The sequence below is a fragment of the Streptomyces sp. DF42 genome (assembly GCF_058267695.1).
Window position 1 is genome coordinate 6,875,234 of the sequence record NZ_CM177859.1, and the last position, 13,721, is coordinate 6,888,954.

Below are 13,721 nucleotides of genomic sequence, written 5' to 3' on the forward strand. Positions count from 1 at the left end.
GGGGTCCTTTTCGCCGGGCGGCTGGTGCGGGGGACGGTAGCTGACGGAGCGTCAGATCGCCATGGCGGCGGCGCGAGCGGGCCATGGCCTGTATGCCACGCGGAGCCCGCACCCACCGATCCGCAGGCGGGACCGCACACGGGCGTGTCGCTCTCCGGCCCGACCGGAGGACTGCGGTGGCTCGCCCGCCACTGCTGCCGTGACGGCGGCGGTGGGTGCCGTTGCGGGCCGTGTGCTCGGTGTGACGGGGCGGACACGACCTCGGTGCACACCTGAGGCTGGGTGCTGCCGAGACCCATGGCCGATACTGGACGCGTTATGGAAACCGTCATCCTTGCTGTAGTCATCGCCGTGGTCGTGCTCGGTGTGCTCGGCGGGCTCGTGGTCGGCAGCCGGCGCAAGAAGCCGCTGCCCCCGCCGCCCCCGTCCGCACCCGACATCACCGCCCCTCCGGCCGAGCCGCACGTCGGCGACGAGGCCGAGACGCCCCGCGACGAACCCCGCCGGACGATAGAGGAGGTGGATCTTCCGGACGGCTCGACCCCGGTCACCGTCGAGGAACCGCCCGTCCACCCGGATCTCCGGGTTCCCGAGATCGAGATCCCCGAGCCGACGGCCGGACGTCTCGTCCGCCTTCGCGCCCGTCTCTCCCGCTCCCAGAACGCGCTCGGCAAGGGGCTGCTCACGCTCCTGTCGCGCGAGCACCTCGACGACGACACCTGGGAGGAGATCGAGGAGACACTGCTCACCGCCGACGTCGGCGTGGCCCCCACCCAGGAACTCGTCGAGGGCCTGCGCGAGCGGGTGAAGGTCCTCGGCACCCGCACCCCCGCCGAGCTGCGCACCCTGCTGCGCGAGGAACTGCTCAAGCTGGTCGGCACCGAATTCGACCGCACCGTGAAGACCGAGCCCGAGAACAGCAAGCCCGGCATCGTGATGGTCGTCGGCGTCAACGGCACCGGCAAGACCACCACCACCGGCAAGCTCGCCCGGGTCCTGGTGGCCGACGGCCGCACCGTCGTCCTCGGCGCGGCCGACACTTTTCGTGCCGCCGCCGCGGACCAGCTCCAGACCTGGGGCGAGCGGGTCGGCGCCCACACCGTGCGCGGACCGGAGGGCGGAGACCCCGCCTCCGTCGCCTTCGACGCGGTGAAGGAGGGCAAGGAGATGGGCTCCGACGTCGTCCTCATCGACACCGCCGGGCGCCTGCACACCAAGACCGGGCTCATGGACGAGCTCGGCAAGGTCAAGCGGGTCGTCGAGAAGCACGCCCCGCTGGACGAGATCCTGCTCGTCCTCGACGCCACGACGGGGCAGAACGGCCTGGTGCAGGCCCGCGTGTTCGCCGAGGTCGTCGACATCACCGGCATCGTGCTGACCAAGCTGGACGGCACGGCGAAGGGCGGCATCGTGGTCGCGGTCCAGCGCGAACTGGGCGTACCGGTCAAGCTGGTGGGTCTCGGCGAGGGCGCGGACGACCTGGCGCCGTTCGAGCCGGAGGCGTTCGTTGACGCCCTTATCGGAGAGTGACACCACCTGCCGACATCGGTACGTGGTCGAAGAAGCGCCCGCCCCCAAGGTGCAGTTGGGGTCGGGCGCTTCGCTGTGTACGCCGTAGGGACTATGCCCGCGACCGGTGCGCCACGTAGGCCAGCGTCCCCAGCAGCAGGCGGCCCGCCGGTGGCTTCGTGGCGGAATCGAGGGCGGGGGGACGCAGCCACCGTGCCGGTCCCAGGCCGCCGCGGTCGGACGGTGGAGCCGTGATGCAACTGCCGGAGCCGAGGCCGCGGAGGTCCAGGGAGGTCGGATCGTCCCAGCCCATGCGGTAGAGCAGCTCGGGGAGTTCGGCGGCGGCGCCGGGAGCGACGAAGAACTGGGCGCGGCCCCCCGGGGTCGCGACGACCGGGCCGAGGGGGAGGCCCATGCGCTCCAGGCGGATCAGGGCGCGGCGGCCTGCGGGCTCGGCCACCTCGATGACGTCGAAGGCCCGGCCGACCGGGAGCATGATTGACGCTCCGGGGAACTCGCCCCACGTCTTGGTCACTTCGTCGAGCGTGGCACCGGCAGACACCTGAGGCGCGAACTCCAGGGGATGTGCCCCCGGCGCGCTGCAGTCCGCCCGGCCGCAGGAGCAGGCGCCCGCCGCGGCCCGCGCTCCCGGGACCACGTCCCAGCCCCAGAGCCCCGTGAACTCGGCGACGGCGGTGCACTCCGAGGAGCGGCCGCGCCGACGCGAGCCGGAGCGGATCTCCCGGATGCCGCCGATCGTGAAGCCCATGCCCCCTCCAACGGGTCCGACGCGTCGGTGGTTACGGCGCGGAATCGGATCGTGACCCTGCGTGCCTCCGGGTGTGCAGGCTCCGCGCGATCCGAGCGGCCCTCACGGTGTCCCGGGTGGTGAACTCGATGGCACGCGCCCCTGAGCGCTTCGCTCCGCCTACTCCCGATCGGTCTATGTCAAGTGAATCGTGTGGAGGCCACCGTGAGTTCATTCGAAGGGGTGGCGAATGGTGGCGTTTCCGGGATCGCCATGGCTGGACCAGTGATCGTAGGATTACTTTGAGTGCACGAGTCCTGGGGGCACATGCACTCGTGGGTATGCCGGAGGCAACTCGGCTTCCCGTTCGAAGGGTGACAACCGGCGGACGAGCGGCCGTATTTACCGGCATTCTGATAGGGCTTGGCGCACTCAGCGACAAGTGGTCTCAGGGATGGGGGCGTTCCAGTGAGCGGCAACGGCGGAAGCGGGACGACCGCGACCAGCACGGAGAAGCGCCCCAACGAGCTGCTCACTTCCTGGTTCGTGCGCAGCGGCTGGTCGAAGGGTGAACTCGCCCGCCAAGTCAACCGCAGGGCACGCCAGTTGGGGGCCAACCACATCTCCACGGACACCTCCCGGGTGCGCCGCTGGCTGGACGGCGAGAATCCCCGCGAGCCCATCCCCAGGATCCTGTCCGAGCTGTTCTCCGAGCGCTTCGGCTGCGTGGTCTCCGTCGAGGACCTCGGCCTGCGCGCCGCACGCCAGTCACCGTCCGTGTCCGGCGTGGACCTGCCCTGGACGGGCCCGCAGACAGTGGCGCTGCTCAGCGAGTTCTCGCGCAGCGACCTGATGCTGGCGCGGCGCGGCTTCCTCGGGACCTCGCTGGTCCTGTCCGCGGGCCCGTCCCTCATCGAGCCGATGCAGCGCTGGCTGGTGCCCTCGCTCCAGTCACCGCAGCCGGAGCCCGAGCCGGCGGCCTCGTCCCGCCGCGTCGGCCGGCTCTCCAAACCCGAGCTGGACCTGCTGGAGTCCACGACGGTGATGTTCCGCCAGTGGGACGCCCAGTGCGGCGGCGGTCTGCGCCGCAAGGCGGTCGTCGGCCAGCTGCACGAGGTGACGGACCTGCTCCAGGAGCCCCAGCCCGAGGTCACCACCCGCAAGCTGTTCAAGGTCGCCGCCGAGCTGGCCGAGCTCGCGGGCTGGATGTCGTACGACGTGGGGCTGCAGCCCACCGCGCAGAAGTACTTCGTCCTCGCCCTGCACGCCGCCAAGGAGGCCGGCGACAAGCCGCTCGGCTCGTACGTCCTCTCCAGCATGAGCCGCCAGATGATCCACCTCGGTCGGCCCGACGACGCCCTGGAGCTGATCCACCTCGCGCAGTACGGCAGCCGGGACTGCGCCGGCCCCCGCACCCAGTCGATGCTGTATGCGATGGAGGCCCGCGCCTACGCCAACATGGGGCAGCCCGGCAAGTGCAAGCGCGCGGTCCGGATGGCCGAGGACACCTTCGCCGACGTGGACGAGTGGGATGACCCGGACCCCGACTGGATCCGCTTCTTCTCCGAGGCCGAGCTGCACGGCGAGAACTCCCACTCCTTCCGCGACCTCGCCTATGTCGCGGGCCGCAGCCCCACCTACGCCTCCCTGGCCGAGCCGGTGATGCAGCGGGCCGTCGACCTGTTCTCCCAGGACGGCGAGCACCAGCGTTCGTACGCACTGAACCTGATCGGCATGGCCACGGTGCACCTGTTGCAGCGCGAGCCCGAGCGGAGCACGGTGCTGGCCGAGCAGGCCATGCACATCGCCAAGAAGGTCCGCTCCGAGCGCGTGAACACTCGTATCCGAAAGACGGTCGACACGGCCGTACGCGACTTCGGGGATATGGCCGAAGTCGTGGACCTCACCGAGAAGCTCGCCGCGGAGCTCCCGGAGACCGCCGAGGCGGTCTGAATCCCTTGACTCCGGCCGCGGGCCGACCTTCCCGAACTGCCCGACTCGGCTCCCCCGTGCCAGGTCATCGGAAGGCCGCCCGCGGCCGGATCTCCACCTTCGAAGAAGGTTGCGCCACGATAACGATCGCCTCGGCCGGCATCCGGCAGTTCATCGAGGCGTAACACACGCGGTGCCTTCGTCACGGCGGCGAAACAACGAGGGGCTTCCAACGAAACGGCGCTGCGCCAATCTCATGGCGCATAACCGGCCCACCCCCCGCTTTCCCGGACCGCTCACGCTCCGAAATACCCGCACGGGGCCGCACGAATCGACGAGGAGACGCCGATGGCATCAGCCGCCATCACGCTTGCCGCGGAGGCACCCAAGTTGTCATCCGCGAACACAGGCTTCATGCTTATCTGTTCCGCCCTGGTGTTGCTCATGACGCCCGGACTCGCGTTCTTCTACGGCGGCATGGTCCGGGTCAAGAGCACCCTGAACATGCTGATGATGAGCTTCATCAGCATCGGGATCGTCACGATCCTGTGGGTGCTCTACGGCTTCTCCCTTGCCTTCGGCACGAGCAACGGCCTCATCGGCTTCAACTCGGACTGGCTGGGACTGAGCAACATCGGGCTGACGGAGCTCTGGGACGGCTACACGATCCCGATCTTCGTCTTCATGATCTTCCAGATGATGTTCGCGATCATCACGCCGGCCCTGATAAGCGGCGCCCTCGCGGACCGCGTCAAGTTCTCGGCCTGGGCGCTCTTCGTCGCCCTGTGGCTCACGATCGTCTACGTCCCGGTGGCCCACTGGGTGTGGGGCGCCGACGGCTGGGCCTTCAAGCTCGGCGTGATCGACTTCGCCGGTGGTACCGCGGTCCACATCAACGCCGGTGCAGGCGCCCTCGGTGTGATCCTGGTCATCGGCAAGCGCGTCGGCTTCAAGAAGGACCCGATGCGCCCGCACAGCCTCCCGCTGGTCATGCTCGGCGCCGGTCTGCTGTGGTTCGGCTGGTTCGGCTTCAACGCCGGCTCGTGGCTCGGCAACGACGACGGCGTCGGCGCGCTGATGTTCGTCAACACGCAGGTCGCCACCGCCGCCGCCATGCTCGCCTGGCTCGCCTACGAGAAGATCCGCCACGGCGCGTTCACCACGCTGGGCGCAGCCTCCGGCGCGGTGGCCGGTCTGGTCGCGATCACCCCGTCCGGTGGCGCTGTCTCCCCGCTCGGTGCGATCGCCGTCGGCGCCATCGCCGGTGTCGCCTGCGCCGCGGCCGTCGGACTGAAGTTCAAGTTCGGCTACGACGACTCCCTCGACGTGGTCGGCGTCCACATGGTCGGCGGCATCATCGGCTCCCTGCTCATCGGCTTCTTCGCCACCGGCAAGGGCCAGTCCACCGCGACGGGCGTCTTCTACGGCGACCACTCCTTCACCCAGCTGTGGAAGCAGTGCGCCGGTGTCGGCGCGGTCCTCGCCTACTCCCTGATCGCCTCCGCGGTCCTCGCCTTCCTCCTCGACAAGACCATCGGTATGCGGGTCAGCGAGGACGAGGAGGTCGCCGGAATCGACCAGGCCGAGCACGCCGAGACCGCATACGACTTCAGCGGTGCCGGTGGCGGAATCGCCGGAACGGTCTCCGCGGCCCTTTCCGGTTCGAGCAGCAAGAAGGTGGACGCATGAGGCTCATCACCGCGGTCGTCAAGCCGCACCGGCTCGACGAGATCAAGGAAGCCCTCCAGGCCTTCGGGGTACACGGTCTGACGGTCACCGAGGCGAGCGGCTACGGTCGTCAGCGGGGCCACACCGAGGTCTACCGCGGTGCCGAGTACACCGTCGACCTGGTCCCCAAGATCCGTATCGAGGTGCTGGCCGAGGACGACGACGCCGAGCAGCTGATCGACGTCATCGTCAAGGCGGCCCGTACCGGCAAGATCGGTGACGGCAAGGTCTGGTCCCTCCCGGTGGAGACGGCCGTTCGGGTCCGCACCGGCGAGCGCGGTCCCGACGCGCTCTGACAGAAGAAGAACAAGGAGCTGCTGGGTGTCGAGCACGGACGTGCACAAGGAAGCGGAAGACTCCGGACCCAGCGGCTATGCGGCGGCCCGGCTGCGTCTCCTCACCGAGGGGGCGCAGTCCGGGCCGCCGCGCCGTAAGGCCCTGTCGGAACTGACGGACGACTGGCTGTCGGGGCTCTTCGGCGCCGGAGCCGAGGGCCTGAGCGGGGTCTCGCTGATCGCCGTCGGCGGCTACGGCCGCGGTGAGCTCTCCCCGCGCAGCGACCTGGACCTGCTCCTGCTCCACGACGGCGGCGACCCCCAGGCCGTCGCCGCCCTGGCCGACCGCATCTGGTACCCCGTGTGGGACCTCGGCCTCGCCCTCGACCACTCCGTGCGCACCCCGGCGGAGGCCCGCAAGACCGCCGGGGAGGACCTGAAGGTCCAGCTCGGCCTCCTGGACGCCCGCCACATCGCCGGTGACCTGGGCCTGACGGCCGGACTCCGTACGGCCGTCCTCGCCGACTGGCGCAACCAGGCGCCGAAACGTCTCCCCGAACTCCAGGAGCTGTGCACCGAGCGCGCCGAGCGCCAGGGCGAGCTGCAGTACCTGCTGGAGCCGGACCTGAAGGAGGCCCGCGGCGGTCTGCGGGACGCCACCGCCCTGCGCGCCGTCGCCGCCTCCTGGCTGGCCGACGCCCCGCGCGAGGGTCTCGACGACGCCAGGCGCCGGCTGCTCGACGTCCGCGACGCCCTGCACCTGACGACAGGGCGGGCGACCGACAGGCTCGCGCTCCAGGAGCAGGACCAGGTCGCCGCCGAACTCGGCCTGCTCGACGCCGACACCCTGCTGCGGCAGGTGTACGAGTCGGCGCGGGTCATCTCGTACGCCAGTGACGTCACCTGGCGCGAAGTCGGGCGCGTGCTCAGGTCGCGAGCCGTACGGCCGCGGCTGCGCGCCATGCTCGGCGGCGGTAAGCCGGTCCCCGACCGCTCCCCGCTGGCCGAGGGCGTGGTCGAGCAGGACGGCGAGGTGGTGCTCGCCCGTGCCGCCCGCCCCGAGCGCGACCCCGTGCTGCCGCTGCGCGCCGCGGCCGCCGCCGCCCAGGCCGGCCTCCCGCTCTCCCTGCACGCCGTACGGCGCCTGGCAGCCGTCGCACGCCCCCTGCCCACGCCCTGGCCCGCCGAGGCCCGCGAACAGCTCGTGACCCTGCTCGGTTCGGGCCGCCCGACGGTCGACGTCTGGGAGGCGCTGGAGGCGGAGGGCCTGATCACCCGGCTGCTCCCGGACTGGGAGCGGGTGCGCTGCCGCCCGCAGCGCAACGCCGTCCACATCTGGACCGTCGACCGGCACCTGATCGAGACGGCCGTACGCGCCTCCGAGTTCACCCGCCGCGTCCACCGCCCCGACCTGCTCCTGGTCGCCGCGCTCCTGCACGACATCGGCAAGGGCTGGCCCGGCGACCACTCGGTGGCCGGCGAGATCATCGCCAAGGACGTGGCCGCCCGTATCGGCTTCGACCGCGACGAGGTGGGCGTCCTCTCCACCCTCGTACGCCACCATCTGCTGCTCGTCGACACGGCCACCCGCCGCGATTTGGAGGATCCGGCCACGGTCCGTGCGGTCGCCGAGGCGGTCGGCTCGCAGTCCACCCTGGAGCTGCTGCACGCGCTGACCGAGGCGGACGCCCTGGCCACCGGTCCGGCGGCCTGGTCGTCCTGGCGGGGCTCCCTGGTCGCCGACCTGGTGAAGCGGGTCGCGGCCGTCCTCGCCGGGGACGTCCTCGACGAGCCCGAGGCCGCGGCGCCCACCGCCGAGCAGGAGCGGCTCGCGATCGAGGCGATCGCCACGGGCAGCCCGGTGCTGTCCCTGCGCGCGCAGACCGAGCCGCCGGCCGGGGAACAGCCGTCCGGCGACCCGGAGCCGCTCGGCGTCGAGCTGCTCATCGCCGTACCGGACCAGCCGGGCGTGCTGCCCGCCGTGGCCGGCGTCTTGGCCATGCACCGGCTGACCGTGCGGACCGCGGAACTGCGCGCCCTGGACCTGCCGGACGGCGTCGAGGGCGCGGTCCTGCTGCTGGACTGGCGAGTCGCCGCCGAGTACGGCTCGCTGCCGCAGGCCGCCCGCCTGCGCGCGGATCTCGTACGGGCGCTGGACGGCTCCCTGGACATCGCCGGCCGTCTCGCCGAGCGCGACGCCGCGTATCCACGCCGCCGGGGTGTCGTGGCGCCGCCGCCCCGGGTGGCCGTCGCCGCCTCGGCCGCGTCGCGGCTGGCCACCGTGATCGAGGTGCGCTCCCAGGACGCCCCTGGTCTGCTGTTCCGGATCGGGCGGGCGCTGGAGGACGCGAACGTACGGGTGCGCAGCGCACACGTCTCCACGCTGGGCGCGAACGCCGTGGACGCCTTCTACGTGACCGGGCCCGAGGGCGCGCCGCTGCCGGGTGAGGAGGCGGCGTCGCTGGCGCGGAAGCTGGAGGAGACATTGCGGGGCTGACCGGTTGTGGGAACGGCCGGGGACGATTGTCTTGCGCGGCCCGATACCCTGGAAGACGCTCACACTGCCCCCGACTCCGAGGACCGACGCCGCCGTGTTCGACACTCTCTCCGATCGCCTCTCAGCGACCTTCAAGAATCTGCGCGGCAAGGGGCGTCTGAGCGAGGCGGACGTCGACGCCACCGCGCGCGAGATCCGCATCGCGCTCCTCGAAGCGGACGTGGCCCTGCCCGTCGTGCGGTCGTTCATCAAGAACGTCAAGGAGCGTGCCCTCGGCCCCGAGGTCTCCGGTACGCAGTACCCCGCCCAGCGGGTCCTCGAGATCGTCAACGACGAGCTCGTCACCATCCTGGGCGGCCAGACCCGCCGCCTCCGGTTCGCCAAGCAGCCCCCGACCGTGATCATGCTCGCGGGTCTGCAGGGCGCCGGTAAGACCACCCTCGCGGGCAAGCTCGCCAAGCACCTCAAGGAAGCGGGCCACTCGCCGCTCCTGGTCGCCGCCGACCTCCAGCGCCCCAACGCGGTCACCCAGCTGAGCGTCGTCGCCGAGCGCGCCGGCGTGGCCGTCTTCGCCCCGGAACCGGGCAACGGCGTGGGCGATCCGGTCAAGGTCGCCGAGGACTCCATCCAGCACGCCAGGACCAAGGTCCACGACATCGTCATCGTGGACACCGCCGGCCGCCTCGGCATCGACCAGGACATGATGCGGCAGGCCGCGGACATCCGGGACGCGGTCTCGCCGGACGAGATCCTCTTCGTCGTCGACGCGATGATCGGTCAGGACGCCGTCAACACGGCGGAGGCCTTCCGCGACGGCGTCGGCTTCGACGGCGTGGTCCTCTCCAAGCTCGACGGTGACGCCCGCGGTGGTGCGGCCCTGTCGATCGCCTCGGTCACCGGCAAGCCGATCATGTTCGCGTCGAACGGCGAGAAGCTGGAGGACTTCGACGTCTTCCACCCGGACCGGATGGCCTCGCGCATCCTCGACCTGGGTGACCTGGCCACCCTGTTCGAGAAGGCGCAGAAGGAGTTCAGCGAGGAAGAGGCCGCCAAGATGGCCTCCAAGCTCGCCTCCAAGAAGGGCCAGGACTTCACCCTCGACGACTTCCTGGCCCAGATGGAGCAGGTCAGGAAGATGGGCAGTATCAGCAAGCTGCTCGGCATGATGCCCGGCATGGGCCAGATCAAGGAACAGATCAACAACATCGACGAGCGGGACGTCGACCGCACGGCCGCCATCATCAAGTCGATGACCCCGGCCGAGCGCCAGGACGCGACGATCATCAACGGCTCCCGGCGCGCCCGTATCGCCAAGGGCTCAGGCGTCGAGGTCAGCGCGGTCAAGAACCTCGTCGAGCGGTTCTTCGAGGCCCGCAAGATGATGTCCCGCATGGCCCAGGGCGGCGGCATGCCGGGGATGCCCGGGCTGCCGGGCATGGGCGGCGGTCCCGGCCGTACCAAGAAGCAGCCGAAGAAGGCCAAGGGCAAGCAGCGCTCGGGCAACCCGATGAAGCGCAGGCAGCAGGAGCAGGAGGAGGCCGAGCGGCGGGCCGCGGCGGCTCAGGGCGGCGGCGCCTTCGGGGTGCCGGGGCAGCAGGCGCCGCAGGACTTCGAGCTGCCGGACGAGTTCAAGAAGTTCATGGGCTGAGTTCACCCTCTGCGAGTGCCGGGGGTTGGTCATTGTCGTAACGTCCGCATATGACCAACCCCGCCCCGCCGCGCAAGTCGCCCGACCAGCCCTGGCGTACCGAGGGCACCCCCGAGGAGCCGCAGAAGCCGTCCCCGGGTGGTCGGAAGATGCGCGGGGGCTGGTGGAGCCTGATCCTGACCGCGCTGGTCGTGTATCTGATCGCCAACCTGGTGCTGTCGTTCTTCAACGAGGGCGACGAACCGACGATCTCCTACACCGAGTTCAGCAAGCAGGTCGACGCCGGGAACGTCAGCAAGATCTACTCCAAGGGCGACGCGATCCAGGGCCAGCTCAAGAAGGAGCGGCAAAGGCCCGGCGGAGGCGGCAAGTACACCAAGTTCAACACCCAGCGCCCGTCCTTCGCCGACGACCAGCTCTGGGAGGACCTGACCAAGCACGATGTCACCGTCACGGCCGAGCCCGTCGTCCAGCACCGTAGTTTTCTGGCCAATCTGCTGATCTCGCTGGCGCCGATGCTGCTTCTGGTCGTGCTGTGGATCTTCATCGCGCGGCGGATGAGTACGGGAATGGGCGGCGCGGGCGGCATGCTCGGCCGCAAGGCGCCGCCCAAGCCGGTCGAGCTGGAGCCGGGCCAGCCGCGCACGACGTTCGAGGACGTGGCCGGCATCGACGAGGTCGAGGGCGAACTCAACGACGTCGTCGACTTCCTGAAGAACCCCGACGCCTACCGCAGGATGGGCGCGAAGATGCCGCGGGGCGTGCTGCTCGCGGGCCCACCCGGCACCGGCAAGACGCTCCTCGCGCGCGCCGTCGCCGGCGAGGCGGGCGTGCCCTTCTTCTCCGCGTCCGCCTCCGAGTTCATCGAAATGATCGTCGGCGTGGGCGCCTCACGCGTGCGTGAGCTGTTCGCGGAGGCCCGCAAGGTGGCCCCGTCGATCATCTTCATCGACGAGATCGACACCATCGGCCGGGCCCGCGCCGGAGGCTCCGGCATGGGCGGCCACGACGAGCGCGAGCAGACGCTGAACCAGATCCTGACCGAGATGGACGGTTTCTCGGGCTCGGAGGGCGTCATCGTCATCGCGGCCACCAACCGCGCCGACGTCCTGGACCCGGCCCTGACCCGCCCGGGCCGCTTCGACCGGGTGGTCATGGTCTCGCCCCCGGACCGCGGCGGCCGCGAGGCCATCCTGGCGATCCACACCCGCGAGATCCCGCTCGCGAAGGACGTCGACCTCGGCCATGTGGCCCGGACGACCCCGGGCATGACCGGCGCGGAACTGGCCAACCTCGCCAACGAGGCGGCCCTGCTCGCCGTCAAGCGCAAGCAGGAGCGGGTGACGCAGAGCGACCTCTCCGAGGCCCTGGAGAAGGTCCAACTGGGCGCCGAACGGCCGCTGGTGATGCCCGAGGAGGAGCGCCGGCGCACGGCGTACCACGAGAGCGGACACGCCCTGCTCGGCATGCTCCAGCCCGGCGCCGACCCCGTCCGCAAGATCACCATCGTCCCGCGCGGCCGCGCCCTCGGCGTCACGCTCTCCACACCGGAGTCCGACAAGTACGCGTACACCGAGGAGTACCTGCGCGGCCGCATCATCGGCGCGCTCGGCGGCATGGCGGCGGAACAGGTCGTCTACGGCGTCGTCACGACCGGTGCGGAGAACGACCTGGAACAGGTCACCAACATCGCGCGCGGGATGGTCGCCCGGTGGGGGATGAGCGAGCGCGTCGGCCGCCTGTCCGCCCTCCCCGGCGACGCCCAGCAGGCGTACGGACTGGCCGCCGCCCCGCAGACCCTCGACGTGATCGACGGCGAGATGCGCCGGATCGTCGACGAGTGCTACGAGGAGGCGTGCCGCAAGCTGCGCGACCACCGCCCCCAACTGGACGCGCTCGCCCGGGCGTTGCTCGAGAACGAGACTCTGGAGGAGGCGGACGCGTACCGGGTCGCGGGGGTCACGCGAGCGTCGAGGGACCCGGGCGCGTAGACACCCAGGGCGTACGGGCGACCAGGTACCGGAACACGTTCGGCATCCACACCGTCCCGTCCGTGCGCAGATACGGATGCAGGGCCTCCGTCAGCTCCTTGTCCACCTGTGCCTGGTCCGTCGCGGAGATCGCCGCGTCGAACAGGCCCGTCGACAACAGCCCCCGAACCGCACTGTCCATGTCGGCGTACCCGAAGGGACACGAGACACGTCCGGATCCGTCGGGTTTCAGCCCCGCCCGCTGGGCCACCTCCTCCAGGTCGTCGCGGAGGGCGGGGCGCCAACTGCCCGCGCTGCGCAGAGGATCCGCCAGCCTGGTGGCCACCCGCAGCACGGACGACGTGGCGCAGCGTTCCGGCGGACCCCAGCCGGCGAGCACCACGGGCGCCCCGCGCTCGACGAGCGGTGTCGCCTGCTGCAACAGCCCGCCGAGCCCCTCCGCGTCGCCCGCCAGACACCCGATGGGCTCGAAAGCGGTCACCAGGCTGTACGCGGGCGTCTGCGCGCCGTCCGCGGCCCCGGCGTCGGGCGAACCGTCCACGAGCCGGGTGTCCGCACGCGCGCGCGTGCCCCGCGCGTCCGGCAGCAGCCGTTCCCGCGCGAGGGCCAGCCGCTCGGGGGAGGAGTGGTCGACACCGGTGACCGCGGCCCCCCTGGATGCCGCCATGAGGAGGGCCAGTCCGCTGCCGCAGCCGAGGCCCAGCAGCCGGGTGCCGGGGCCCACCTCCAGTCGCTCGTAGACGGCCTCGTAGAGCGGGACCAGCATCCGCTCCTGGATCTCGGACCAGTCACGCGCGCGTGCACACAGATCCACGCGGGGTGCCTCTTCCGCGTGAGACAGGTGCTGCCGCACGAGCGTAGGTGTCATCAAAGCGCCCCAATCCGCCGAGAGTTGCCGCTGTGCCCGTTTCCGTAGCCCCCGTGACGTGCGCTCGCACCATCCCCGTATGTCAGGTAACTCCGCACTCGACCGCGCGTCCAGGGGTTGTCGGGCCCCGCTTGCGGGTTCGCGGTGGGAGTGGCGAGATTTCACATCCCGGCAACCTGGGCCCGTACGATCCCTGAGGCCGGGGCGGCCGGAAACGGGGCGGCCGTACCGCGTCTGGCCGTCGAGGACGGGCCGGTCGCAGGGGATGGCGAAGCGCCCGGTAACGTCACGGCCGCCGTCGGCGCTGACTGAGGTGAAGCCCTCCGCCGCGAGAGCGGCCGAAACGCATCTTGCGCACCTGCGGATCACAACCGCACCGGGCCGTGGACATCGGCTACGTGCCGGGTCGTAGGACGGACTACGTACCACCTTGGTACGAGCTGTGAGGTTTCTCCGCAGATCAGCGCACCCGCCCTCGTCAGGACGCATCAGCGGCAACTGACGGGTACGTGCAAATTATTTGGG

At 70.8% G+C, this 13,721-nt stretch carries 9 protein-coding genes; 7 read left to right on the forward strand and 2 right to left on the reverse strand.

Features of this window, described 5'->3' with window-relative positions:
- The first annotated feature begins 318 nt into the window (after window positions 1–318).
- Entirely contained in the window at window positions 319–1,530 is a 1,212-nt protein-coding gene (gene ftsY, locus ACYUED_RS31660) for a signal recognition particle-docking protein FtsY (RefSeq protein ID WP_491287606.1), read from the forward strand.
- A 91-nt stretch (window positions 1,531–1,621) separates the two neighbouring features.
- Here ftsY and ACYUED_RS31665 read toward each other — a convergent pair whose 3' ends face one another.
- Complete coding sequence (locus ACYUED_RS31665) at window positions 1,622–2,278, reverse strand: bifunctional DNA primase/polymerase (protein WP_491287609.1); 657 nt, start codon at window positions 2,276–2,278, stop codon at window positions 1,622–1,624.
- A gap of 447 nt (window positions 2,279–2,725) precedes the next feature.
- Between ACYUED_RS31665 and nsdA the strand changes: the two genes are divergently transcribed.
- From nsdA to ftsH, 6 genes are all read left to right on the forward strand, one after another.
- Window positions 2,726–4,210, forward strand: a complete 1,485-nt coding sequence (gene nsdA / locus ACYUED_RS31670; RefSeq protein WP_491287613.1) for a transcriptional repressor NsdA — start codon at window positions 2,726–2,728, stop codon at window positions 4,208–4,210.
- A 327-nt stretch (window positions 4,211–4,537) separates the two neighbouring features.
- Complete coding sequence (locus ACYUED_RS31675) at window positions 4,538–5,878, forward strand: ammonium transporter (protein ID WP_491287615.1); 1,341 nt, start codon at window positions 4,538–4,540, stop codon at window positions 5,876–5,878.
- Entirely contained in the window at window positions 5,875–6,213 is a 339-nt protein-coding gene (locus tag ACYUED_RS31680; RefSeq protein WP_266685076.1) for a P-II family nitrogen regulator, read from the forward strand. The genes ACYUED_RS31675 and ACYUED_RS31680 overlap by 4 nt, the downstream gene beginning before the upstream one ends.
- A gap of 25 nt (window positions 6,214–6,238) precedes the next feature.
- Window positions 6,239–8,689: a [protein-PII] uridylyltransferase gene (locus tag ACYUED_RS31685; RefSeq protein ID WP_491287617.1), complete on the forward strand. Its 2,451-nt coding sequence runs from the start codon at window positions 6,239–6,241 to the stop codon at window positions 8,687–8,689.
- 94 nt (window positions 8,690–8,783) lie between these two features.
- On the forward strand, window positions 8,784–10,337 hold the full coding sequence (gene ffh, locus ACYUED_RS31690) for a signal recognition particle protein (RefSeq protein ID WP_491287619.1): 1,554 nt from the start codon (window positions 8,784–8,786) through the stop codon (window positions 10,335–10,337).
- Between the two features lie 50 nt (window positions 10,338–10,387).
- On the forward strand, window positions 10,388–12,328 hold the full coding sequence (gene ftsH / locus ACYUED_RS31695) for an ATP-dependent zinc metalloprotease FtsH (protein ID WP_491287624.1): 1,941 nt from the start codon (window positions 10,388–10,390) through the stop codon (window positions 12,326–12,328).
- Here ftsH and ACYUED_RS31700 read toward each other — a convergent pair.
- Window positions 12,297–13,196: an SAM-dependent methyltransferase gene (locus ACYUED_RS31700; RefSeq protein WP_491287626.1), complete on the reverse strand. Its 900-nt coding sequence runs from the start codon at window positions 13,194–13,196 to the stop codon at window positions 12,297–12,299. The genes ftsH and ACYUED_RS31700 overlap by 32 nt on opposite strands.
- Window positions 13,197–13,721: the final 525 nt, after the last annotated feature.

Bases quoted from the DNA above. Each gene is read 5' to 3' on its own strand.
- ACYUED_RS31675 (WP_491287615.1), top strand. From the start codon at position 4,538: ATGGCATCAGCCGCCATCACGCTTGCCGCGGAGGCACCCAAGTTGTCA.
- ACYUED_RS31680 (WP_266685076.1), top strand. From the start codon at position 5,875: ATGAGGCTCATCACCGCGGTCGTCAAGCCGCACCGGCTCGACGAGATC.
- ACYUED_RS31665 (WP_491287609.1), bottom strand. From the start codon at position 2,278: ATGGGCTTCACGATCGGCGGCATCCGGGAGATCCGCTCCGGCTCGCGT.
- ftsH (WP_491287624.1), top strand. From the start codon at position 10,388: ATGACCAACCCCGCCCCGCCGCGCAAGTCGCCCGACCAGCCCTGGCGT.
- ftsY (WP_491287606.1), top strand. From the start codon at position 319: ATGGAAACCGTCATCCTTGCTGTAGTCATCGCCGTGGTCGTGCTCGGT.
- ACYUED_RS31700 (WP_491287626.1), bottom strand. From the start codon at position 13,196: ATGACACCTACGCTCGTGCGGCAGCACCTGTCTCACGCGGAAGAGGCA.